The organism is Mucilaginibacter glaciei (genome assembly GCF_014773245.1).
Taxonomy (GTDB): domain Bacteria; phylum Bacteroidota; class Bacteroidia; order Sphingobacteriales; family Sphingobacteriaceae; genus Mucilaginibacter; species Mucilaginibacter glaciei.
In genome coordinates, this window is record NZ_JACWMX010000005.1 from 446,143 (window position 1) to 470,599 (window position 24,457).

Genomic DNA, 24,457 nt, shown 5'->3' on the forward strand with positions numbered 1-24,457 from the left:
CAAGATTTTAAAGAACGATACAACACCAAAAAGGCCGGGCAATTTACCCGGCCTTTTTGGTGTTATGCTTTTAGTACCGGGTATCGTTTTTTGTACATTTTGAACAACATCCATAATCCCAAACCAAATAACAGTAGCATCCACAAATTAGCCAAGCCAATGATAAACGCGGTGAACATAAACCAACCATTGGCAAAAGCCATTAATAATCTTTCAGCAAATGGCAGCTGATATGCAGCCGGGTCATCATTAGCGATCATCTCTTTCAAAATAGTGTTGCTCTGATAAAAGTTCAAAGTAACCATGCTGTATTTTACCGATTGATCGATTTGCTGATTGCCGATCTGGCCATCAACTAAATCATCCTTTAACCATAAAACCGCCGAGGGATCTTTTATCGTGATCTTGCCTTTCTTCTGTTGTGCAACCAGTTCCTGCCGATTGTGTACCTTTAGTTTGGCTGATAAATATTCTAATGATTTATCTTCAATATCCATTTTTCGGGCAGTGATATACAGGCCTAAATGGCTTACCTGATTCATGAATAGCTCCAGTTTTTCTGATGGGATCTTCACATTCATATCTGCGCTGGTGTTAATGGCTGATATCCGCATAAGCGAATCATCACTAATGTGAATATCCTGGCTGTTATTGATGCCGGAGGTCATTTGGTGATGCATTACCATCCCGTTATACCGTGCAGTAAGGGCAGCAATAGTATCGCCGGTTTTTTGCACACTTTTTACCTTGAAACTTATTTCGGCCGTTTTAATCAGCTTAGGAGAAGACCCCGTGCTGTCTGTCGCCATCGCCGTTGTGTCGGCAGCGTTGCTTTTATTATTTACAAACTCATAACCTTGTTTTCCTTTACAGGCAGCAAGCAGGGCAACGCCCGCCAGCAGGATGATCGCTTTTGTTTTCATGATTATAATTGGTTTAGTATTGATATCAATCATGAAGCAATAGTAACCCTATGTAAGTGAGGTATTTAAAATGTTACAAATAGCGATAGTCGGAATTCTACTCCGGGCAATTGTCTTTTCTGCGCGTATCGATAATATAAATGATCTTCCAGCCGGCTTTGGTTTTCAAAAGCTGGAAATAATCGATGCCGCAATGGCTGAAAGCCTGGCCCAGGTAGAATTTGTAGGGTGTCCATACACTGGCTAACGGTCCGTCCACCTTGATGTCTCCCCAGGTAATCCGTTCATCCCAAACATCTTTATGCGGAGTGCCCACTGCTTTGATAAAGCCATCAGGATTTTCGTTCTCAACCATGTTGTCGCCGCCTTTACTGGCCACATCCTGGAAAACGATCCTCTTAGCGAATACCGAACGCAGCATAGTGCTATCGCCTTTTCGCATGGCATCAAACATGGTGGTGATAGTTTTTTTGATGTCGTCCCTATCGGTAGTTTGGCAAAAGGATTTGGCGGTTGTAAGGCTTAGTGCAATAAAAAGGATGAACAGCTTTTTCATGTGGTTGGTTATTTGGTTGATGCAATTTACAAGTCTTTTTATAAATTCACCATATAGTATCACTCGCTCGGCTGCAGCCGGGTGAAAATTATTGTTAGGCCTCCAGCCGCCTCATAAAAACCATTACATCAGAACTATGTCAGAGCTAAGAAAGGCAAATTCCGACAGGCCGTTTTTTGTAACCTTCCCCGTGGTTGGTTGGATAGACGTTTTCACAAGGGCTGCATATTGCGATATATTTTTATCCAGTCTGGATTTTTGCCGAAAGCATAAAGGACTAAAAGTTTATGCTTATTGTATTATGAGCAGCCATGTGCATTTAATTATTTCACACGAGGAAAGCCGTTTGCCGGATATCCTCCGGGATTTAAAAAGTTTCACCGCTAAGCAGATAATAGCTGCAATTGAATCAAACCCACAAGAGAGCCGTAGAGATTGGCTGTTGTATTTGTTTAAATTCTTCGCAAATTAAACGGCGCAAAATAGCGAATATCAGTTTTGGCAGAAAACGAGTTTCCCCATAGAATTGATCACGGCCGCGGTGTTTGATCAAAAGGTCGGTTATATCCATCAAAATCCGGTTAAAGCAATGCTGGTGAATGATGAGACTGCTTATGTTTACAGTAGCGCTAATCCTGATTCGCCCTTTACGGTTGATGAAAGTTGAGGCGGCCGGAGGCCTTGTAATAGTTGTCACTTGGCGGAGCCGAGCGAAGGCGCGGGTCGCTAATAAAAAAACTGCACTCTCACTCGGTGTAGCCGAGCGACTGCTATGAGGCTTGAGGCGGCCGGAGGCCTGATAATAGTCGTCACTCGGCGGAGCCAAGCGACTGCTATGAGGCCTGATAATGGTCGTCACTCGGCTGGAGCCGGGCGACAGCGCGGGTCGCTAATAAAAAAAACTGCACTCGCTCGGCTCCAGCCGAGTGAGGATTATTACGAGGCCTCCGGCCGCCTCAAATAAACAAAAAAGCCCCGCATTTGCGAGGCTCTCCAATATTTTGAAAATATCAATTACGACATTTTAAGTTTCTTTTGGATATCGGCTACATAGCCTTTGAATTTTTTATCGGTATCGATCAGGTCTTCTACCGTTTGGCAGGCATAGATCACGGTAGAGTGGTCGCGGCCGCCGAAGAAGTTACCGATTGATTTTAAAGAGCTTTTGGTATGAGCCTTGGCCAGGTACATCGAGATTTGGCGGGCCTGTACAATTTCGCGTTTACGTGTTTGTGATTTAACCATCTCTATAGGTACTTCAAAGTACTCGCAAACCAGGCTCTGGATATATTCCATTGAAATTTCCTTGGCAGAATTCTTTACAAAATTCTTCAGCATTTGCTTGGCCAGGTTCAGGTCGATCTCCTTGCGGTTTAGGGTTGATTGCGCCAGTAATGACACCATTGCACCTTCCAGTTCACGCACATTATTATCAATATTGTGGGCAACATATTCAACCACATCGTTAGATAATTCGATACCGTCCTGATAGATCTTATTTTTCAGGATCGCCATCCGGGTTTCCAGGTCTGGGATCTGCAGATCGGCCGAAAGGCCCCATTTAAAACGGGATAACAAGCGCTCCTCTAAACCGGCCAGATCTTTAGGCGCTTTATCTGATGTGATGATCAGTTGCTTGCCCGATTGATGCAGGTGGTTAAAAATATGGAAGAAGAAATCCTGGGTTTTTTCTTTACCGGCAAAGTTATGCACATCATCCATGATCAGTACATCAATGGCCTGGTAAAAATTCACAAAATCATTAATGTTGTTATGCTTCAAGGCATCAACAAACTGCTGGGTAAATTTTTCGCAGCTTACGTATAAGACCAACTTATCGGGCAGGGTGCGTTTTATTTCGTTACCAATGGCTTGTGCCAGGTGGGTTTTGCCCAAGCCAACACCACCATATATCATCAGCGGGTTAAATGAGGTGCCACCGGGTTTGGCAGCGACAGCGTAACCGGCCGAGCGGGCCAGGCGGTTACAATCACCCTCAACAAAGTTTTCGAAGGTGTAGTTGCGGTTAAGCTGCGGGTCAACATTCAGTTTCTTTAACCCCGGTATCACAAACGGATTTTTGATATCCTTATTTATAGAGATTGGTATCGGCATAGACTGATTTTTAGCTTCGGCACCATTCCCGTTAGAGGGCATATTAGTAGTGTACGGCTTAGCGGATGATTGCTCAACAACAATGTTGTATTCTAAACGACCTTCGTCGCCTAATTGTTTCTTAATTGTTTTACGCAGCAGCTGTACATAATGTTCCTCTAACCATTCATAAAAGAACAAACTTGGTACCTGTATAGTCAGAACGCTACCTTCCATACGCAAAGCTTTAATTGGCTCAAACCAGGTTTTAAAGCTTTGTGCCGGTATGTTGTCTTTGATGATCTGAAGGCAGCTATTCCAAACGTTAGTACAAGTTTTTTCCATAGAAGTATTAGTAATATCTTGATTTACAGTACCCGAAGCGGCAGGATTTTCGGCCGTTTCGGAACATCGAATATTCAAAAAATAAGCGGATAAAAAAACATATTTAGAGAAATATATTTATAAAAATTAACCTTTTGCATTAGGAATATTAAAGTTATTAACACTATATTTCGCATGCAAAGCGGTGTTTTATGCACCAGTTTGCTTGTATCGCGCTTTTGAAAGTTGTAACACCTTTCTGTTTAAAAATGTTGATTAATTTTCGATGTAATGTTTTAAGAAATCCTTAATTAGGAAGATAAAATTTCTCAATATTCTCCAAAGATATTACGCAGCGAATCGGCTATCTCGCCAAGGGTTGCGTAGCATTCTACTGCGGTTAAAATATAAGGCATCAGGTTATCGGTACCCTTTGCTGCAACTGTTAAATTTTGCAGGGCCCGCTCAACCTTATCGTTATCGCGCTCCTCTTTTAAACGGATAAGTTTTTCTATTTGTTGCCTGCGGATGGCATCATCAACCCGGAATACGTTTTGGGCAACTTCTTCTTGCTGGGTAAATTTGTTAACGCCTACTAATATTTTGTCGCCGCTTTCCAGGTCATTTTGATACTGGTAGGCAGCCGCGGCAATTTCCTGTTGAATATAATCCTGCTCAATCGCTTTTACAGATCCGCCTATGGCGTCAATCTTGTCAATATATAATTGTGCGGCCGCTTCCAACTCATCGGTAAGGGCCTCTATAAAATAGGATCCTGCCAGTGGGTCTACCGTATCTGTTACGCCACTTTCAAAAGCGATGATCTGCTGGGTGCGTAAGGCTATCTTGGCTGCTGCTTCGGTAGGGAGGGACAGGGCTTCGTCGTAACCGTTTGTATGTAAGGATTGTGTGCCGCCTAATACAGCAGCCAACGCTTGCATGCTTACCCGCACCACATTATTCATAGGTTGTTGTGCGGTGAGCGTAGAGCCCCCCGTTTGCGTGTGGAACCGTAGTTTTTGTGCCCCCGGGTCGGTTGCGCCCAGGTTTTTGGTGATATGTGCCCACATCCGGCGAGCCGCACGGAATTTGGCAATCTCTTCAAAGAAATTATTATGGCAGTTAAAGAAAAATGACAGGCGCTTGGCGAATACGTTGATGTCGAGCCCTTTATCCAAAGCCGCCTTTAAATACGTTTTACCGTTGGCCAATGTAAAGGCCAGTTCCTGCACGGCGGTTGAGCCAGCCTCACGAATGTGGTACCCAGATATAGATATGGTGTTCCATTTAGGCACCTCTTTACTGCAATATTCAAAAATATCGGTAATTAAACGCATGGATGGCGTAGGCGGGTAAATATAAGTGCCCCTCGCCGCGTACTCCTTTAATATATCATTTTGGATAGTACCCGAAATCTGCTTTAGGTCGGCGCCTTGTTTTTTGGCTAAAGCAATGTACATGGCCAGCAGGATAGATGCCGTAGCATTTATAGTCATGCTGGTGGTGATATCCTTTAACTGGATACCAGCAAAGAGGATCTCAATATCCTTTAAAGAATCTATCGCTACACCTACTTTGCCTACTTCACCTTCCGATAATTCATGATCGCTGTCATAACCTATCTGAGTAGGCAGGTCAAATGCTACCGAAAGGCCCATGGTGCCCTGGCTTAATAAATAGTGATAGCGTTTGTTGCTTTCTTCGGCGGTAGAAAAGCCCGCATATTGCCGCATGGTCCACGGTTTTCCGCGGTACATGTCTTTCTGAATGCCCCGGGTGTAGGGAAATTGGCCGGGAAGTTCTGCCATGCCCGATGGTTCGGTATAAACTTCCTTGATATCTATCCCGGATATGGTGGTGAATTTTTTATCAGCCATTTAAAACAGGTCCTCCAGGTCTTTACGGATCAGATCGGTAGCGATATCGTAAGGGTTTTGTTCCAGCTTACTCAAATGGTTCAATATAATACGGCCCAGGTCTAACCCGGTGGCATTCTCGGGCAGGGCTTTTATGGCAGTATTCACTACGCTCAGCGTATCTTCTTTTACACGTTTGGTTACTGCCCATGCGCGTTCGCTCACGTAAATTTGCTGGGTAACGTTATGCTGAAATTCGTTGCGGATATCGGCTACTATCAGGCTATGGAGTTCGGCAGCGGTGTAACCGTTACCGCTCAGGCGGATGAGCAGGTTGGCAGGGTTGATCCTGTCAGCAAATAACACCAGGCGTTCATAAGCTTGCAGTCGCAGCGGCAGGGTTTGGCTGCTGATGGATTTCTTCAGTTCGGCCAGTTGGATCGTGGCCGATCTGTCCATGTACGGTTTAAACAGGTAAAACGCAATGTAAACCACGCCAACACCGGCCATGGTATATTTTAATATATCAATGAGTAAGCTGTAAAGTACCATCTTGAAAATGTTAGGCAGGGGTCATAAATAAACCGGCTGCAACAAAAATCCGCATTTTACCTTATATTTGTATAGTTAATTACAAATAAGATGAGCACTACTGTCGAAACCTTAACTGCCCCGGTAACCTTTACAGAAGGTGCCGTAAAAGAACTTTTTAAACTAAGAGACCAGCAGGAACTGACCGAAGATTTTGGGTTACGTATCGGCGTTGAAGGCGGCGGCTGCTCGGGAATGAGCTACGTTTTAGGCTTTGATCAAAAGAAAGACGGCGATCAGGAATTTATTATCGACGGATTGGTGGTGTTTATGCATAAAGCACATGGATTATATCTGGCTGGCATGCAGATAGATTTCCAGAACGGACTAAATGCACGTGGCTTTACCTTTAATAACCCTAACGCAGCGAGTACCTGCGGTTGCGGTACTTCATTCTCAGTATAAATCCCAATACATTTAGATATTAAAACGGCTCTCTGAAAATCAGGGAGCCGTTTTTTGTTGGGCTATTTTGCGGCTAAACTTTCTTCGATCGTTTTTTTGATCCAGTAGGGGTTGGCTGGCTGATTGCTGACACTGGAGAAGGCTACCTTACCTTCTTTATTGATGATCACATTTGTGGGATATAGATGCACCCCATATTTATTGGTTGCGTAGGTCCCTTCAGATATGATATCATAACTAAACGGATGGGTTTTTAAAAAATCCTTTATCTCGTAACTTTCATCTAACGCGATAGCAACAAATATTACGTCTTTGTTGTCTTTATATTGTGCGGCAATTGCATCCAGGTCGGGTATTTCGGCGCGGCAGGGCGGGCAGCCAATAAACCAGAAGTTAAGCACAATCACTTTGCCTGCCATTGTTTTAGCGTTAAGTTTCTCGCCGTTTAAGGTTTTTCCGCTAAAGTAGGAAAACTTGTCCCCCTTTTTAAAACGGTCACTTTCAGCAGGTTTTGGCAAGCTTGCCATCCTTGCGTCTTTCTCAGCCTGTGTTCTTTTCACCAGGGTAAATGAAGCCGAGTCGGCAGCGCTTTTTCTAAACCAGCGCAAAGTATAATCGTTCGTACGTATCATGGCGCGCCAAATTGCGTAAGGGTAAACTGTCCCGGCCGAATCTTTAACGATTATGTTTTCATCTATAACAGGAGGCCTCATAACAGGTTGTGTACCCGCCATTTTAGGTTGCTCATTACTACCTGCCGATGAGTTTGCTAATGCTGCATTTCTTCGGCCGGTTAAAAATTGTTTTTCGGTAGCGCTTAACCTGACAAGAGAAAAAACGGGCTTTTCATTCAGGCGCTGTGTGCTTCTGATAGAGTAATTACCGCTTCGTAACAAAGGCTGCCAATCTTTATACGCCAACATTTGTCCGGTAGAATCCTTTACTACCGTATTTTCGTCAATAACAGGTGTTGTGAAACCTGGTTGTTTTGGTATTTCGCTACGTGTCACAACTGTTGTGGTCTGCGCATTGCTCTGACCCATAAATATTGCGCCGGTTATAATCAGCAGTAAAAATTTCTTCATCAATTTGCTTGTTGGTTAAGTTGAAGGTAGCTTTTGTTTTGTAACCGCGCAAATCTGTTTGGTAATCTTAATAATTTAATAACAGTACGCTGTAACAAAACGCTTTGTGTTACAGTCAAACCCTCAAGATTTTATATTTATAGCATGCCGGTAAAAACTACTTACAAAGAAAACATTGCTATAGCGTTGCAGGCCATAGGTGGTAACCGGTTGCGTACCTCGCTTACGGCACTCATTATTGCTATTGGTATTATGGCGCTGGTGGGTATCCTCACCGCTATTGAGGGGATCCGCCAATACACCAACGATGCCTTTGCCGGCTTGGGCGCCAACTCGTTCACTATCCAAAATCGGGGGTCGGGCATTAGTTTTGGCCGGGGCGGACACCGTAAAATGTACCCCGCTATTAGTTATCAGGAGGCCGTTCGTTTTAAAGAAACGTTTAAGCTCCCGGTGCGCACCAGTATTGATCTTACCGTATCCGGTACGGCCATTGCCAAGTACAACAGCATAAAAACTAACCCTAACATACAGGTAATAGGCAGTAACGAAAATTACTTGGCTATTAAGGGGCACAAAATGGCTTTTGGACGTAATTTTTCGACCGCCGAGGTTGACCATGGCGGTAATGTAGTGATCATTGGCGATGAGTTAAAACAAAAACTTTTTAAGAACGACGACCCTATCAATAAATCGATATTATTAGGCAGTAATAAGTTTCGCATCATTGGCGTGCTGCTTTCAAAAGGCAGTAACAGTTTTGGCGGCGATAAATTCTGTATTATCCCGGTACAAAAGGCCAGGCAGATCGTAGCCTCATCTAAACCGTCATTTTCTGTAACAATACAGGTAAGCAACCCCGGTGCATTGGATGCCAGCATTGGTGAAACCACATCGCTTTTCCGTAACATCCGCGGCCTGCGTATTGGCCAGCCAGATAATTTTGAGATCTTCAGAAGCGACTCGATACAACAGGAACTCAGCGGGCAGTTGGCCGGGATAACCGCCGCCGGCTTTGGTATTGGCATCATCACCTTATTAGGTGCTGCCATAGGGTTGATGAACATTATGCTGGTATCGGTGACGGAACGCACACGGGAAATTGGTTTACGTAAAGCCATAGGCGCAACGCCATCTGTAATACGTAAACAGTTTTTAATTGAAGCGATTGTGATATGCCTGATAGGCGGTTTCGGCGGTATTATATTGGGGATGGCCGTGGGTAACCTGATAGCCGTACAAATTAGCGGAACGTTTGTAGTGCCCTGGTTCTGGCTGCTCGCTGCAATAGGCTTATGCTCTTTTATCGGCCTGGCATCCGGGTTTTACCCCGCCAAAAAAGCATCCAAACTTGACCCGGTAGAGGCTTTGCGATACGAGTAAAAAATGTGCGGATGTGCAGATGTGCAGATGTGCAAATGTGCGGATGTGCAGATTACAAATTTCGGATTTCAGATGTGCAGATGTTAAGACAATATCGATATACAATTGCAAAGCGTCTGCACATCTGAAATCTGCACATCCGCACATCTACTTCAGCAATACATTCTTCAACGGATAATCAAACAGCAGCTTATGCAGGTGCGGGTATTGCAGCGCATCCTCTAATGCGTGGGCATGGCGCGGGTGGTGCATATCGCTCGATATAAAATCAACCATGTCATTGTCCACCAGTTCTTCGGCCATTTTTTTGGTAGTTTTACCGTAGTAGCCCGTTAACGATATAGTATTTAATTGCAGGTTGCACCCCATCATCCTGATGCAGCGCAGTTGCTCTATATCCATATAAGTGTATCGTTCCGGGTGGGCAAGGATGGGCTTATGGCCCAGGTCTATCATTTTTTTGATGATCTGAAGCAGGTTTGGCGGCGGGTTAACAAACGATACCTCAAACAAAACGTAACTGCCGGGCATGGTTAACAAATGGCCGTCGTCTATCCGTTTCTCAAAACTTTCGTCAAAGTAATGTTCGGCGGCAGCACTAATGTCAATAGTTATGTTTTGGTTTTTTAACTCATCTTTAAGAATTGTAAGCGCGTTATTGATGCTTTCATGATCGTTACGATAGTAATCGATCATCACATGCGGGGTAGCAATTATCTTTGTGATACCCAGCTCCATCAGCTTTTTGATCAGCACGATAGATTCTTCGGGCGTTTGGGCACCGTCGTCAATTCCCGGCAACACATGCGAGTGCATATCAACCATAACACCGCTATAGTTAAAGTCTACCGTTTTTTTTACTTCCTTCTTCTTAAAAAGTCCAAACATCAATTAACGGTTAGTGTACTGCTCGCTGTAATAATCCTGGTAGTTGCCAGATGTTACGTTATTCAACCATTCTTCGTTGTGTAAATACCAGTCTACCGTTTTCTCTAACCCTTCTTCAAAAGTTATAGATGGTTCCCAGCCCAGTTCATCTTTTAATTTAGTGGCATCGATAGCGTAACGCAGGTCATGGCCGGCACGGTCTGTTACGTAAGTGATCAACTTTGCCGATTCACCCTCCGCCCGGTTAAGTTTCTTATCTAAAATGCTGCAAAGCAATTGAATTAGGTCTATATTCTTCCACTCGTTGTGGCCGCCAATATTGTAGGTGGTACCATTAGCAGCTTTGTGGAATATTACATCTATGGCCCTTGCATGGTCCTCTACCCAAAGCCAGTCGCGCACATTCTCGCCTTTGCCGTAAACCGGTACCGGTTTTTGCTGCGTAATATTGTGAATAGCCAGCGGGATTAGTTTTTCAGGAAAGTGAAAAGATCCGTAATTGTTAGAGCAGTTTGATATCACGGTGTTCAATCCGTAAGTATCATAATACGCCCTTACAAAATGATCTGAACTTGCCTTTGATGCCGAGTAGGGTGAGTGTGGGTCGTAAGCCGTTTTCTCGGTAAACATATCTGTATCGCCCAAAGTGCCGTAAACCTCGTCGGTTGATACATGGTAAAAACGTTTTTGGTCGTACTGGCCCTTCCAAAGGTTTTTGGCGGCGTTTAAAAGATTAACAGTACCCACAACGTTGGTCATCACAAACTCTAAAGGGTTGGTAATAGAACGGTCCACGTGCGACTCTGCCGCCAGGTGGATCACAGCATCCGGTTGTTCCTGTTCAAAAAGCTTATTGATAAATTCCAGGTCGACAATATCGCCCTTTACAAATTTGTAGTTAGGCTTATCCTCAATATCTTTCAGGTTGGCCAAATTACCGGCATAGGTAAGTTTGTCCAGGTTGATGATCTGGTAGTCGGGATAGTTAGTAACAAAACGGCGCACCACATGTGAGCCGATAAAGCCGGCACCGCCGGTGATAATAATTTTCTTGATCATAATAATATACTTATAACGGGTTTTGGGAAATATAATTTTCCCAGTTCCAGGCAGACGACATCATGGTGTTGAGGTCAAGCTCCGCCTTCCAGTTTAATTTTTCTGTTGATTTAGTGGCATCGCCCCAAACTTGTTCCACATCGCCATCGCGGCGGGGGGCTATTTCATAGTTCAGTTTAACGCCGGTTGCTGCTTCAAATGCTTTAATCACTTCCAATACCGAGCTACCCTTACCGGTGCCGATGTTAAAAAAGTCTATACCTGTAAAATCTTGTTGCTCCATTAACTTTAAAGCAGCAACGTGTGCGCGGCCCAGGTCTACCACGTGGATATAGTCACGAACGCAGCTACCATCGGGCGTATTGTAGTCGCCGCCCCAAACCATCAGTTTTTCGCGTTTGCCAATGGCTGTTTGGGTGATAAAGGGTACCAGGTTTTGCGGCACACCGATAGGCTGCTCGCCAATCAGGGCCGACTCATGCGCACCCACCGGATTAAAGTAACGTAGCGAGATCATTTTATAATCACTGCCCGATGCGATCACGTCCTTTAATATTTCTTCGGCCACCTGCTTGGTGTTGCCGTAGGGTGATTGCGCAGGTTGTACAGGGGCATCTTCGGTAACCGGTAATTGCTCGGGCTGCCCGTATACGGTACAGCTTGATGAGAATACCAGGTTTACGCCGCGGCCTTCAAAAGCATTAAGGATGTTTACCAGCGAGAAGAAGTTGTTGCGGTAGTATTTAAGCGGAAGTTTAACAGACTCGCCAACAGCCTTAAACGCTGCAAAGTGAATAATTCCTTCAATATCTGCTGCCTCGTTATCGGCAAATGCCTTTACTGCTTGCTCATCACAAAGGTCTAATTTGTGAAAGGCGGGTTTAAAACCGATGATCTTGGTTAGTTGCTCCAAAATTTTAATATCGGAGTTAGAAAGGTCATCAACTACGATAGGGTCATAACCCGCGTTGATCAACTCGATCACGGTATGCGATCCGATAAAACCTAAACCGCCTGTAACTAAAATTTTCATCGTTGTTATTTAATAGGTAGTACTATATACTCAAAAACTGCAGAAAGTGTTTTGCTGCAGTTTTTTGAGGTGGTTAGTGTTTGTTGTAATAGGTAAAATCCTTATGCAGAATTTCCTTTTCAGGCAGCGATTTAAAGTATTCATAGGTGATCTTTAAACCTTCGGCGCGGCCTACTTTTGGCTCCCATCCTAAAATTGCTTTGGCCTTGGTAATATCCGGGCGGCGCTGTTTTGGGTCGTCTGTTGGTAAAGGCAGGCTGATCATTTTTTGGTCGGTACCGGTTAATTTGATGATCTCATCACCAAACTCTTTAATAGTGATCTCATCAGGGTTACCAATATTCATCGGCTGGCTGTAATCGCTGTGCAGCAAACGGTAAATGCCTTCAATCAAATCATCTACATAGCAAAACGCACGGGTTTGTGAGCCATCGCCAAACATGGTCAACGGTTCGCCGCGCAGTGCCTGGCCAATAAAGGCTGGTAATACGCGCCCGTCGTTAAGGCGCATGCGTGGGCCGTAAGTATTAAAGATGCGTACTATGCGGGTTTCTAAACCGTGGAAGGTGTGGTAAGCCATGGTGATAGATTCCTGGAAACGTTTAGCTTCGTCATAAACACCACGCGGGCCAACGGTATTTACGTTACCCCAGTACTCTTCTGGCTGCGGGTTAACCGTTGGGTCGCCATAAATTTCTGATGTTGAAGCGATGAGCATGCGCGCACCTTTGGCCAGCGCCAATCCCAATAAGTTATGCGTACCTAAAGATCCTACCTTTAAAGTCTGGATAGGGATCTTCAGATAATCTATAGGGCTTGCCGGCGATGCAAAGTGCAGGATGTAATCCAGCTCGCCACTTACATGTACAAATTTAGAAACATCGTGGTTGTAAAACTCAAAGTTTTCCAGTTTAAAAAGATGCTCTATGTTACGCAGGTCGCCTGTGATCAGGTTATCCATCGCAATAACATGGTAGTCCTCTTTAATAAACCTGTCGCACAAATGCGAACCTAAAAAGCCGGCTGCCCCGGTAATTAATATACGTTTGCGGTTTGCCATTAGCTAATTATCTTTCTGCCTATACTGTTATAATAATACCCAAGGTCAATCATTTTTTGCAGGTCGTAAAGGTTACGGCCATCAAAAATAACTTTAGCTTTTAACTTTTCTGAAACCTGGTCAAAATCAGGGGTGCGGAATAAAGACCATTCTGTAACGATCAATAATGCATCGGCATCATCTAAGACATCATAAGGTGTTTCGCCGTAGGCTATTTTATCACCTACAATAGCTTTTACATTAGGCATCCCTTCGGGGTCAAATACATGAACGGTAGCCCCTTCTTTTATCAGCTCATCAATAATGTACAAAGCGGGTGCTTCGCGTATATCATCGGTTTCCGGCTTAAAGGCCAGGCCCCACATCGCGAATTTTTTACCTTTAAGGTCGCCATTGTAATATTTTTTCAGTTTTTGTACCAATACTTTTTTCTGGATCTCGTTCACCTCCATTACAGAGTTCAGGATCTTGAAATCGTAAGTGTTTTCTTCGGCCGATTTGGCCAGTGCCTGTACATCTTTAGGGAAACAGCTACCACCGTAACCGATACCCGAAAACAAGAAGCGGTTACCAATACGGTTGTCTGCACCAATACCGCGGCGTACCATATCCACATCGGCGCCAACCAGTTCGCACAGGTTAGCAATCTCATTCATGAATGATATTTTGGTAGCCAGGAAAGAGTTGGCAGCATACTTTGTAAGTTCAGACGAGCGCTCGTCCATGAAGATAACCGGGTTACCCTGCCGTACGTATGGGCCATAAAGCTCGGCCATTAACTTGCGGGCACGCTCATCCATGGTACCAACCACTACACGGTCGGGCTTCATAAAATCTTCTACTGCAACACCCTCACGTAAAAATTCGGGGTTTGATACCACGGCAAGCTCTATGTTAGTGTTTGCTTTTATAACTGCGGTAACTTTATCAGCAGTACCAACCGGCACGGTAGATTTAGTAACAATAACTTTGTAACCGGTAACTAATTTAGCGATGTCTCTGGCGGCACCCAGCACGTAGCTTAAGTCGGCCGATCCATCACCACCCGGAGGGGTTGGCAAGGCTAAAAATATAATTTGCGCATCAGCAATAGCACTGGCAAGGTCGCTGGTAAATAATAACCTTTTCTGGTTAATGTTACGATGGAACAACAGCTCGAGGCCCGGCTCATAAATAGGGAGCTTGCCATCCTGCATCATTTTAACTTTTTGCTCGTTAATGTCTACACAGGTAACCTGATTACCGGTTTCTGCTAAACATGTGCCTGTTACCAAGCCTACATAACCTGTTCCAACAACAGCTATTTTCATAAAGATTTTTTAATATTAATGTTATTACTTTTATGCCCGACGAAGATAATAATTACAAACTTAAAATGCTTGTACTATATAACATTGGCATCACAATATACTACACACTTGTTTATATAGCATCTGTTTATAAAAATAAAGCCAAAATGTGGATAAGCGGGCGTAAAAACCAGCAAGTTAATCCACTAAATTCGAGTATCTGGTTTCATTTTGCCTCGTTAGGCGAATTTGAACAGGGCAGGCCCGTTTTAGAGGCTGTTAAAAAGCAATACCCATCACAACCTATAGTTGTTACGTTTTTTTCGCCGTCGGGATACGAGGTCAGAAAAAATACCCCGCTTGCCGATGCTGTGTATTATTTACCCCTTGACAGGGCTGCCAATGCACAAAAATTCATAGCAACTATTAACCCGGTGATGGCCATTTTTACCAAATATGAGTATTGGTACCACTATTTTAATGAGCTGCATAACAGGCATGTGCCGCTTTACATCATATCGGGCATATTCAGGCCTAACCAGGTGTTTTTTAAATGGTATGGCGGCCTGCACCTCAAAATGCTTAAACTGGTTACCTGGTTTTTTGTGCAGGATATTGACAGTAAGCATTTGTTGCACGATGTAGGGGTAACCAGCGTAACCATTAGCGGCGATACCCGTTTTGACCGGGTGTGGGCAAACGCGCAATTGCCCAAAGCTTTACCGGAGATAGCGAAGTTTAAAAACGGACAAAAGCTGTTTATTGCCGGCAGCACCTGGCCTGCCGATGAACAGCTGCTGATACCGCTGATCAAACAATACCCCGAGTGGAAATTCATCATCGCCCCGCACGAAACCAGCGCAAACCATATAAACGGTCTATTTGGGATGTTGAATAAACGGGCCATCAAATACTCGGAGATCGGCACTGCAAATTTTGGCTTAAATACCCTCATCATAGACAATATCGGGATGCTATCGTCTTTATATCAATATGCCGATGTGGCCTACATCGGTGGCGGTTTTGGTGTGGGTATCCATAATACGCTGGAAGCAGCCGCTTTCGGCATGCCCATCATCTTCGGGCCAAATTACGGGCGGTTTAAAGAAGCTAAAGATTTAGTAGGCCTGAATGCGGCATTCAGTATTGCTGATGGGGAGGAATTATTGTCAACTGCAGCAAGTTTAATGGACGATGCGCAATTCCGTGAGGGCTGCGCGAGTATTGCTAAGAAATATGTAGAAGAGAATACCGGCGCAACGGCCGCGATTTTGAAATATATTAAAGAGCGGCATTAGAGATTTTTAAAGATTTTTGGAATTTCTAAAGAATTGCATTTAAAGCGTAACGATATTTTTGGTGACATGATCGTGTCAGCAGGTGTTTTTTTAAATAGTTAATTATCAGCAAATTAGATAATGTTCACGGTGTTCACGGTGTTCATACGTGAACATGAACATACTTGGAGCTGGAATTTCATCCATAAATTGTAAAAATCTGTATCATCCCGGTTCATTTTATTAATATTGCCAGCTATGGGTTTTTTAGATCTCCCGGGACTGGGTAAGGCGCATTATCATGAATACGGCAGCGGCGCAAAGCCGTTACTGGCTTTTCATGGCTATGGCATGACGGGGAAGCAATTTCATGTGCTGGAGCAATCCGTTTTGCAGGATTACCATGTTTACGGTTTTGATCATTTTTTTCACGGAGAGAGTAAACTAACCAACTGGACAGAAAAGCAGATCGTAAACGGCATGCCCAAAGCTACGGTGGCCGCCTATGCCGAAGAATGGTTTAAAGTACACGGCAGGCAGCGGTTCTCTGTAATGGGGTACTCTATCGGTGCCAATATTGCGCTGATACTGGTAGAGCTATATCCCGATCTGGTAGACGAGGTGATCCTGATGGCGCCTGACGGGCTATCGGTTTACAAAGGCTTTCATTTTTTAACTTATCAGCCGGTGGGGCGTTTCCTTTTCAGGCAGGTTACCAAAAGTAAATGGCTGGCACCCTCGCTGCTCAAAAACCTCAAGAAAATAAACTTTATAGATGATAGCCTGTACCAGATAGCCTATAATGAAATTGATACCGAACAAAAACGGCAGGATGTTTATTATACCCTAAACCTTATCCGTTTGTTAAAACCCGATATTCATAAAATAGCACAGTTCATCAATCAGCATCCTATCAAATGCCGGTTGATATTTGGCAAGCACGATAATTTGTTTCCGCGTATAGCGGCAGAACCTTTTATCGCCCTGCTGGATAAACCTGATGTGCATGAGGTTGCCCTGGGGCATTGGCTGGTGGTAAAACAATTAGATGAGTATTTAGTAAATTTACCCCGATGATACCCGCCCGCAGAGTAGCCCTTTTTAGTAACTGGTTTGCCATATACATGCGTTACCGCATGCGCAAGGCCTTTAACAAACTGGAGGTGCTACCGTTTATACCCAAACCCGGCCATTCGGTATTATTACTATGCAATCACTTTAGCTGGTGGGATGGCCTTTGGGGCAATTACCTGGCCTACTGGCATCTTGACCGTAAACTATATATTATGATGCAGGAAGACCACCTGCAAAAGCGCATGCTGCTCAACTTGTTTGGAGGGTTCTCTATCAACCGTAGTTCGCGCGAGATGGTAAAATCGTTGCAATACGCTGCGGGTTTGCTGAACAACCCAGAGAACCTGGTGGTAGTTTTCCCGCAGGGCGAATTGATATCCAACCATACTACCGAAATTAAAGTGGAGAAGGGCATAGAACGCTTGATCAAAAACATAAAGGCCCCCTGTCAGATCGTGTACAACTGCGCGCTGATAGATTATTTCGAAAGCCTTAAACCGTCGGTATACTTTCACCTGTTTGATTGTGGTTTGGCGGGTGAATTAAGTTTTGATGAACTAACCGAAAAGATCAATGCCTTTCATCGGCAGGCTTTAAAAGACCAGGTAAACGTAGCGCATTAATATGATCTATCCGCAGCAAAATAAATTCATCCGCTGGTTTTTTCACCACTACATCCTTAACCTGGTGCAGCGAAATTTTCAATCGGTGAATTTTAACGGGGTTGATGTGGATAACGATAAGTCGATATTGCTTTTAGCCAATCACTTTAGCTGGTGGGATGGTTTTTTGATGTATTACGTCAATCAAAAGGTATTTAACAAGCGCTATCATGTAATGGTAATAGAAGAGACCATGCGCGAGGTCGTTTTTTTTAAATATATTGGGGCATTCTCAGTCAATAAAAATTCCAGGGATATTTTAAAATCACTGGATTACGCTGCTGAATTATTGAAAGATCCGCGCAATCTCGTACTTATCTTTCCTCAGGGTAAACTTTATTCTAATTTTACAGATGATATAAATTTTGAAAAAGGCCTGCAAAAAATAACGGAAGCCGCTGCCGGTAAATACCAATTAATGCAGGTGGCGACCTTCATTGAAAGCCTGCAGTATAAAAAGCCGACGGTAAACGTTTATTTAGCAAAAGCTGATGACGGTTTGTACGATTTAACGACAATGCAACAAAACTATCAGCAACATTATCTTAATGCCAAGGCGCAGCAAATTAAAATAACCGTATAAAGTGATTATTGTCTTATTAGTAACCTTTATTTTTTTGATCCTGCGTTTTACGGTCACGCTGTTCAATTTTGTGTCGAACCCCAAATTGCAGCGCATCGGCAAAGCCTACCCCGATAAAGTTTCCATTCTGATCCCTGCGCGAGATGAGGCGGAAAATATATTAACGCTGCTGCAATCCATCCACCGGCAGGATCATGGTAATTATGAAGTGATCATTCTGGACGATAACTCGAGCGACGGGACTTTTGCCTTGTGCGACGCTTTTGCGGCCGGACATCCAAAATTTAAAGTTCTTAAAGGCGCGCCTCTTCCGGCGGGTTGGTTAGGTAAAAACTATGCCTGCCACCAATTGGCCCAACGAGCCACAGGGCAGTTCTTTTTATTTTTAGATGCCGATGACAAGGTGTACGACGGATTGTTGAACAGCACCATTCACCGCATGTATTTAAGAAAATTAAGCCTGCTTAGCTTATTCACAAATCAGGAAATGATAAGCCCGGGCGAGAAGTTGGTTGTGCCCTTGATGCATTATATCTTATTAAATCTGCTGCCGCTACGGTTAGTTTACCTCGTAAAAAGCGCATCGGTTGCGGCAGCCAGCGGGCAATTTATGCTCTTTAACGCCCAACTGTACCGCGAATACCAATGGCACCTGCTCGCCAAAAACAAAGTGGTGGAGGATGTAGAAATTATGAAGCTGGTCAAGGCCTCGAAACAAAACGGCGAGACGCTACTGGCCAACGGATTGATCAGTTGCCGCATGTATAAGGGATACAAGGAGGCGGTAAATGGTTTTGGCAAAAATTTTCTGGCCGCCTTTAACTACAACATCATCGGGTTTTTAGTTTACCTGCTGCTCATTATCGGCGGGCCCATAGTGGTGGTGTTGGCCATGAACATCAACCTCATATTTATAATGATAGGATTGATGATGCTTACCCGGATCATGATATCTTTGCTGGCCGGGCAAAATGTATCACGCAATTTAGTGCTGCATCCCTGGCAAATGCTAAGTTTGCTGCTTATTGGCATTACCTCGATACAAAAACGACTCACCAAAACCACAGAATGGAAAGGCCGCAAAATTTAACCATCAATACGCGTTTAGCTACCGGCATTATCATACTGTTTCATGTGGTTGGTCTTATTGGTTTTGCATTGCCTGCAACCCGTTTGTTGTTTTTGCAGATAGTCCCCTTTCATTTATTACTGATGCTGGTGGTAATTGGACTAAATCATAAAAATATCAACAGCAAATTTGGCCTGCTAATATTGATCCTCTTTTTTATTGGCTATATGGTGGAATGGGTGGGGGTGCACACCGGCCTGCTTTTTGGTAGCTATGCTTATGGTGGTACATTAGGCTACAAGGTATTAGGCATCCCGCTGATGATAGGTGTAAACTGGTTCCTGCTTGTTTACGCCGCCGGGGTAACTATGCAGCACAGCCGTTTAAAAAGCGTTTTTTTTAGGGTGATAACAGGTGCCGCCGCATTGGTATTGCTTGATATTTTAATTGAACCTGTGGCTATTAAATTCGATTACTGGCACTGGCTTAACGGAAGCATCCCCTTAAAAAATTACATCTGCTGGTTTTTGGTAAGTGCAGTTTTATTGTATGTTTTTGAGCTGTTTCGCTTTAAAAAACAAAGCTATGCCGCACCAGTGTTGTTGATTACAGAGTTTGTTTTTTTTGGAGTTTTGAATTTGGTATTGCTGTTAGTGTAGCGCGCAAAGGCGCGAAGCCGCAAAGGTTTTTATACGGGAGCTGCCTTTTACCTTTCTCCATTAACCTAATTTCGCCATCCCAATTTCAAATTTTACGTTTAACCCTATACCTTGCTCCTTTAACCTAATAATTAGTTATTTTTGCAAAACCATGGGCGAATTAAACTTAAAGGTAACGATAGATCAGGACTCGGGCTTTTGCTTTGGGGTGGTTTATGCCATTGATATGGCCGAAGAAATATTGGCGGAAGACGGCTACCTGTATTGCCTTGGCGATATTGTGCACAATGATGAGGAAGTTACGCGATTAAAAAAACTGGGTTTGCGCATTATAGAGCACGCCGAACTGGCTAACCTGCGTGACGAGAAAGTATTGATCCGTGCGCACGGAGAGGCTCCTGAAACGTATAAAATTGCCTTAGCAAATAATATTACACTGATAGATGCATCGTGCCCGGTAGTGTTAAAACTGCAAAACCGTATTAAAACATCATACGATGTTAACGAGAAGATCCTGATCTTTGGTAAACACGGCCATGCCGAAGTGATAGGGCTGGAAGGGCAAACAAACGGCGATGCGCTGGTATTTCAGGATATCTCGGAACTGGACAATGCTGATTTACCCGGTGCTTTTACACTGTATACACAGACCACAAAAAGCATGGAAAAATTTTACAGCATCAAAGAAGAGTTGCTCTCCCGCGGGTACGAGGTGAAAGCTAATGATACCATTTGCCGCCAGGTGTCAAACAGGGATAAAGATTTGCCTGCATTTGCAATCAGGTTTAATAAGATCGTATTCGTATCCGGCAAAAAATCGTCAAACGGGAAAGTGTTGTACGAGGTATGCCGCAAGCATAATCCCGACACTTACTTTGTATCTGCCGCTAACGAGATCGATCCATCTATGTTTGCCCCGGGCGATACCGTGGGCATTGCCGGCGCTACCTCAACCCCTATGTGGCTAATGCAGCAGGTTAAAGCCGTATTGGAAAGTTATTAGCAGCACGCTATTTGCTATGTAAAAGTCATCGCCTTTGAGTACGCTCTTATCTTGAAAAAATCAGCATCATATACCGGTTTATTTATTGCCCTGCTGGTCATCGGTTGCTGGGTAACATCCACTATTTTATTAATGCAATGGCGGGTAAACTTTGCCAACCCGCTATTATATCTGCTCATATTGGTGCAGATGCATTTGTACACCGGTTTGTTTATTACCGCGCACGATGCTATGCATGGAACGGTAGCGCCTAATAGATCTGTAAATAATGCGATAGGTTTTACCTGTACAGCATTTTACGCATCTTTCTGGTATCCAAAATTGTATACCAAACATCACAAGCACCATGATCATGTGCATACCGATGAGGATCCCGATTATCATCAGGGAACGTTTTTTAGCTGGTATATTAGATTTATCCGCAACTACTTATCCATCTGGCAAATTGTGGTGATGGCGGCTCTATTTAACCTGTTGAAGATATGGATCCCACAAGCCAATCTCATTGTGTTTTGGGTGGTGCCATCGTTGTTAAGTACGTTACAGCTGTTTTATTTTGGCACCTATTTACCCCATAAGGGCGAGCACGATAATAAACACCAGAGCCGCAGTTTACGGCGTAATCATTTCCTTGCATTTTTTAGCTGCTACTTTTTTGGCTATCATTATGAACATCACGATGCGCCCTGGGTGCCGTGGTGGAAACTATGGCAGGTTAAAGGATAATGAATTATTCGTCCTCAATATCTATTCTAAATTAACACTCCGCTGATATTTAACTGCTATAAACACAAATACTTATTTTATTTTTGCAGGTATATATTATGGCAAAAAAGGGAGTTTTACTGGTAAATTTAGGTACGCCCGATAGTCCGGCTACTGCGGATGTACGTAAATATTTAGATGAGTTTTTGATGGACCCGCGGGTGATTGATGTGAACGCAGCACTACGCACCGTATTGGTAAAAGGGATAATTGTTCCCTTCCGCGCGCCAAAGTCTGCCAAGTTGTACAAAGCCATCTGGGACGATCAAACGGGCTCGCCACTTAAGCACTACAGCATATTACAACACCAAGCTTTGCAGCAGCGCCTGGGCGATGAGTACATGGTTGAATTGGCTATGCGCTATCAGAGTCCCTCTATAGAATCGGCCCTAAAGAAGTTGAAAGAGGCATTGGTTACCGAGATCCAAGTGATCGCCCTGTTTCCGCAATATGCATCAGCCAGTACGGGTTCGGTACATGATAAGGTGATGAGTTTGGTTAAAGACTGGCAAACTATCCCGAATATCAGTTTCGTCAATTCTTTTCATGATAACGAGCTGATGATCGAGACCTTTGTTGATAATGCAGCTAAATATCAACCCGAAACATTTGATCATATTCTGTTTAGCTTTCACGGCTTGCCACAACGGCAGCTCAAAAAATGTGATCACACCCAAAACTATTGCCTTAAAGTTGACGGTTGCTGTAACACATTAAACGATACCAATAAATTTTGCTACTCGGCACAATCACACGACACCGCGCGTTTGATAGCAAATAAAATGGGCCTGTCGCGCGAACAATACACCGTTTGCTTTCAGTCGCGCCTGGGCAACGACCCATGGGTGAAGCCCTACACCAGCGAGATCATTGCCGAATTAGCCAAAGAAGGTAAGAAACGCCTGCTGGTATTTTGCCCCGCCTTTGTTGCCGATTGCCTGGAAACCGTTTACGAAGTAACTACCGAGTACGGCGACGAGTTTAAAGCCCTGGGTGGAGAGCACGTGCAATTGGTTGAAAGCCTGAACGATTCGCCTAAATTTATTGATGCGCTGGAGAAAATGGTGCGGGAGAATTAAATGAAGGATAGATTTTAAACCTTGCGCTCGTTTAAAACGAGTGCGGTTGTAGTTTGGCGATTTTATCGCACGTTAGCGTTAAAAACGTAAATCATTTTGAGCACTTGTTATAGATGAGCCCAATTGAATCAGCGCTGCTCGTTTTTGCAAATGTATCTACAAAGCGTGGCTGGTTGTGCTTACGTTTGCGTACCGTTCGGTACCATTTCGCTTATTATTTTTGCCGATAATAGACACAACGGGATGCCACCGCCGGGATGCACGCTGCCCCCGCAAAAATACAGTCCATTTATTTTAGACGATCTGTTCGCATGCCTTAAAAACGCCGCAAACTGATTATTGGAGCTGGTGCCGTAGATAGAACCTTTGTACGATGAAGTTTTGCTTTCAATACTTCGCGGGTCGAGGATGGTTTCGCAAGCAATAAGTGGGGCAATGTCCTCTCCTAAGATCCGGGAGAGTTTTTGCTGGATGTTTTCACGGGCACCGGCAATTAGCTGGTCCCAATCCTGCCCGTTATTAGCTGGTACGTTGATCATTACAAACCAGTTCTCGCAGCCATCCGGCGCATCGTCTGTTTTGTATTTACTGCTGATATTGATGTAAACGGTAGGGTCGTGGTAAATATCCTGTTGCTGCCAGATGTGTTCGAATTCCGCTTTATAATCAGCACTGAAAAATATATTATGCAGATTTAATTGCGGAAACACCTTGTTAACGCCCCAATAAAATATCAGTGCCGAGCTGCTGCGTTCCTGGTTCAGCGTTTTCTGCGGATGTAGTTTGGGGTATTTGGACAGCAGTTTTTTATAGGTGAACCAAACATCCATGTTAGATATCACCAGATTGGCAATGATGTTTTCGCCTTTGGTGCGGATGCCTTTAGCTATTCCGTTGATCACCACCACTTCATCAACCTTGCTGTTGTAATTGAACTGTACACCCAAACCTTCTGCCAGTTTAACTAAGGATTGGGTGATATTGTACATACCTCTCTCGGGGAAGTAGGCACCGAAATGATGCTCTAAATGAGGGATAACGTTGAGGGTAGCGGGTGCCTGGTAAGGATTTGATCCGTTATAGGTAGCGTACCGGTCAAAAAATTGCACCACGCGCGCATCGGCAAAGCTTTTGCTATTGGCCCTGTGCATGGTGCGGAACGGATCGATCTGCGGAAAACGAAATACAGAGCGCAGAGTATCCCATCGCAAAAAGGTTTGCAAACGATGCAGCGATCGTTCCAAAAAAACATGGTTCGTGATATTATAAATGTCGCGGCTGTTAGCCAGGTATTTGATTATGGAAGCTGCGGGTTCGCCGGTTTTATTTTGGATCTCGCCGGCAAAGGCTTTGGTATCAGCGTAGGCATTGATTTGCGTGCCATCCTCATAAAAGTATTTACAAACTACATCCAATTTTTGGTAACTGAAGTAGTCAGCAGGATTTTTACTGGCCAGTTGAAACAACTCAGTAACATATTGCGGCATGGTAAACAGGCTGGGGCCTGCATCAAAACGATAGCCTTGCAACTCGATTTCGGAAAGTTTACCACCGGGGTAACTGTTCGCTTCAACAACCTGTACGGCATAACCCTTAACAGCCAAACGGATGGCGGTTGCTATCCCCGCTATCCCTGCACCTACTATCACTGCTTTTTGTTGCGGCATGGGGCGAAGATACGGCAAAAGCTAATTAAAAGGTCATTGCAAGCAATCGTTTGCAATGACCTTTTTTATTAAA

General features: G+C 44.0%; 24 protein-coding genes. 12 read left to right on the plus strand and 12 right to left on the minus strand.

Annotation, left to right across the window (positions count from 1 at the left end):
- Positions 1–62: 62 nt before the first annotated feature.
- Together IDJ76_RS14455 and IDJ76_RS14460 are read right to left on the minus strand one after the other, a co-directional pair.
- Complete coding sequence (locus IDJ76_RS14455) at positions 63–923, minus strand: DUF4349 domain-containing protein (RefSeq protein WP_191164044.1); 861 nt, start codon at positions 921–923, stop codon at positions 63–65.
- Positions 924–1,020: 97 nt separating this feature from the next.
- Positions 1,021–1,479: a nuclear transport factor 2 family protein gene (locus tag IDJ76_RS14460; protein ID WP_191164045.1), complete on the minus strand. Its 459-nt coding sequence runs from the start codon at positions 1,477–1,479 to the stop codon at positions 1,021–1,023.
- Between the two features lie 136 nt (positions 1,480–1,615).
- Here IDJ76_RS14460 and IDJ76_RS20845 point away from each other — a divergent pair, with 136 nt between their 5' ends.
- Positions 1,616–1,951, plus strand: a complete 336-nt coding sequence (locus IDJ76_RS20845; protein WP_224746329.1) for a transposase — start codon at positions 1,616–1,618, stop codon at positions 1,949–1,951.
- Positions 1,952–2,493: 542 nt separating this feature from the next.
- On the opposite strand, the gene dnaA is transcribed toward IDJ76_RS20845, so the two are convergent.
- From dnaA to IDJ76_RS14480, 3 genes are all read right to left on the minus strand, one after another.
- Positions 2,494–3,918: a chromosomal replication initiator protein DnaA gene (gene dnaA, locus IDJ76_RS14470; RefSeq protein ID WP_191164046.1), complete on the minus strand. Its 1,425-nt coding sequence runs from the start codon at positions 3,916–3,918 to the stop codon at positions 2,494–2,496.
- 308 nt (positions 3,919–4,226) lie between these two features.
- A complete protein-coding gene (locus IDJ76_RS14475) occupies positions 4,227–5,774 on the minus strand; it encodes an acyl-CoA mutase large subunit family protein (RefSeq protein ID WP_191164047.1) in 1,548 nt (515 codons plus the stop codon).
- Positions 5,775–6,305, minus strand: a complete 531-nt coding sequence (locus tag IDJ76_RS14480) for a DUF7935 family protein (protein ID WP_191164048.1) — start codon at positions 6,303–6,305, stop codon at positions 5,775–5,777. It abuts the gene before it with no gap.
- Positions 6,306–6,395: 90 nt separating this feature from the next.
- On the opposite strand from IDJ76_RS14480, the gene IDJ76_RS14485 reads away from it, so the two are divergent.
- Positions 6,396–6,749, plus strand: coding sequence for a HesB/IscA family protein (locus tag IDJ76_RS14485; protein WP_191164049.1), 354 nt, complete (start codon positions 6,396–6,398; stop codon positions 6,747–6,749).
- 62 nt (positions 6,750–6,811) lie between these two features.
- On the opposite strand, the gene IDJ76_RS14490 is transcribed toward IDJ76_RS14485, so the two are convergent.
- Positions 6,812–7,834, minus strand: coding sequence for a TlpA family protein disulfide reductase (locus IDJ76_RS14490; RefSeq protein ID WP_191164050.1), 1,023 nt, complete (start codon positions 7,832–7,834; stop codon positions 6,812–6,814).
- Between the two features lie 144 nt (positions 7,835–7,978).
- On the opposite strand from IDJ76_RS14490, the gene IDJ76_RS14495 reads away from it, so the two are divergent.
- The gene (locus IDJ76_RS14495) at positions 7,979–9,217 is read left to right on the plus strand and encodes an ABC transporter permease (RefSeq protein WP_191164051.1); all 1,239 of its coding nucleotides are present in this window, start codon (positions 7,979–7,981) and stop codon (positions 9,215–9,217) included.
- A gap of 147 nt (positions 9,218–9,364) precedes the next feature.
- Here IDJ76_RS14495 and IDJ76_RS14500 read toward each other — a convergent pair whose 3' ends face one another.
- The 5 genes from IDJ76_RS14500 to IDJ76_RS14520 form a co-directional block, all read right to left on the minus strand.
- Positions 9,365–10,105, minus strand: coding sequence for a tyrosine-protein phosphatase (locus IDJ76_RS14500; RefSeq protein ID WP_191164052.1), 741 nt, complete (start codon positions 10,103–10,105; stop codon positions 9,365–9,367).
- 3 nt (positions 10,106–10,108) lie between these two features.
- Complete coding sequence (gene rfbB, locus IDJ76_RS14505) at positions 10,109–11,161, minus strand: dTDP-glucose 4,6-dehydratase (protein WP_191164102.1); 1,053 nt, start codon at positions 11,159–11,161, stop codon at positions 10,109–10,111.
- Positions 11,162–11,174: 13 nt separating this feature from the next.
- Positions 11,175–12,197: a UDP-glucose 4-epimerase GalE gene (gene galE / locus IDJ76_RS14510; RefSeq protein WP_191164053.1), complete on the minus strand. Its 1,023-nt coding sequence runs from the start codon at positions 12,195–12,197 to the stop codon at positions 11,175–11,177.
- 73 nt (positions 12,198–12,270) lie between these two features.
- Positions 12,271–13,257, minus strand: coding sequence for a UDP-glucuronic acid decarboxylase family protein (locus IDJ76_RS14515; RefSeq protein WP_191164054.1), 987 nt, complete (start codon positions 13,255–13,257; stop codon positions 12,271–12,273).
- Positions 13,257–14,567 (minus strand): UDP-glucose dehydrogenase family protein, encoded by a 1,311-nt coding sequence (locus IDJ76_RS14520; RefSeq protein WP_191164055.1) that lies wholly within the window; start codon positions 14,565–14,567, stop codon positions 13,257–13,259. The genes IDJ76_RS14515 and IDJ76_RS14520 overlap by 1 nt, the downstream gene beginning before the upstream one ends.
- 65 nt (positions 14,568–14,632) lie before the next feature.
- Between IDJ76_RS14520 and IDJ76_RS14525 the strand changes: the two genes are divergently transcribed.
- The 9 genes from IDJ76_RS14525 to hemH all read left to right on the plus strand — a co-directional run bounded on the left by IDJ76_RS14525 (position 14,633) and on the right by hemH (position 22,717).
- Complete coding sequence (locus IDJ76_RS14525; RefSeq protein ID WP_191164056.1) at positions 14,633–15,844, plus strand: 3-deoxy-D-manno-octulosonic acid transferase; 1,212 nt, start codon at positions 14,633–14,635, stop codon at positions 15,842–15,844.
- Positions 15,845–16,081: 237 nt separating this feature from the next.
- Positions 16,082–16,900 carry an alpha/beta fold hydrolase gene (locus tag IDJ76_RS14530; protein WP_191164057.1) on the plus strand — a complete coding sequence of 273 codons (819 nt, stop codon included), beginning with the start codon at positions 16,082–16,084 and terminating at the stop codon, positions 16,898–16,900.
- Positions 16,897–17,520, plus strand: coding sequence for a lysophospholipid acyltransferase family protein (locus IDJ76_RS14535; RefSeq protein ID WP_191164058.1), 624 nt, complete (start codon positions 16,897–16,899; stop codon positions 17,518–17,520). The genes IDJ76_RS14530 and IDJ76_RS14535 overlap by 4 nt, the downstream gene beginning before the upstream one ends.
- 1 nt (position 17,521) lies before the next feature.
- Positions 17,522–18,142 carry a lysophospholipid acyltransferase family protein gene (locus tag IDJ76_RS14540; protein ID WP_191164059.1) on the plus strand — a complete coding sequence of 207 codons (621 nt, stop codon included), beginning with the start codon at positions 17,522–17,524 and terminating at the stop codon, positions 18,140–18,142.
- A 70-nt stretch (positions 18,143–18,212) separates the two neighbouring features.
- Positions 18,213–19,232, plus strand: a complete 1,020-nt coding sequence (locus IDJ76_RS14545; RefSeq protein WP_317173970.1) for a glycosyltransferase — start codon at positions 18,213–18,215, stop codon at positions 19,230–19,232.
- On the plus strand, positions 19,211–19,870 hold the full coding sequence (locus IDJ76_RS14550; RefSeq protein ID WP_191164061.1) for a carotenoid biosynthesis protein: 660 nt from the start codon (positions 19,211–19,213) through the stop codon (positions 19,868–19,870). The genes IDJ76_RS14545 and IDJ76_RS14550 overlap by 22 nt, the downstream gene beginning before the upstream one ends.
- Positions 19,871–20,021: 151 nt before the next feature.
- Positions 20,022–20,873: a 4-hydroxy-3-methylbut-2-enyl diphosphate reductase gene (locus tag IDJ76_RS14555; RefSeq protein ID WP_191164062.1), complete on the plus strand. Its 852-nt coding sequence runs from the start codon at positions 20,022–20,024 to the stop codon at positions 20,871–20,873.
- A 51-nt stretch (positions 20,874–20,924) separates the two neighbouring features.
- Complete coding sequence (locus tag IDJ76_RS14560; protein ID WP_224746331.1) at positions 20,925–21,599, plus strand: fatty acid desaturase; 675 nt, start codon at positions 20,925–20,927, stop codon at positions 21,597–21,599.
- A 98-nt stretch (positions 21,600–21,697) separates the two neighbouring features.
- Positions 21,698–22,717 (plus strand): ferrochelatase, encoded by a 1,020-nt coding sequence (gene hemH, locus IDJ76_RS14565; RefSeq protein ID WP_191164063.1) that lies wholly within the window; start codon positions 21,698–21,700, stop codon positions 22,715–22,717.
- Positions 22,718–22,896: 179 nt separating this feature from the next.
- Here hemH and crtD read toward each other — a convergent pair whose 3' ends face one another.
- Complete coding sequence (gene crtD / locus IDJ76_RS14570) at positions 22,897–24,384, minus strand: 1-hydroxycarotenoid 3,4-desaturase CrtD (RefSeq protein ID WP_191164064.1); 1,488 nt, start codon at positions 24,382–24,384, stop codon at positions 22,897–22,899.
- Positions 24,385–24,457: the final 73 nt, after the last annotated feature.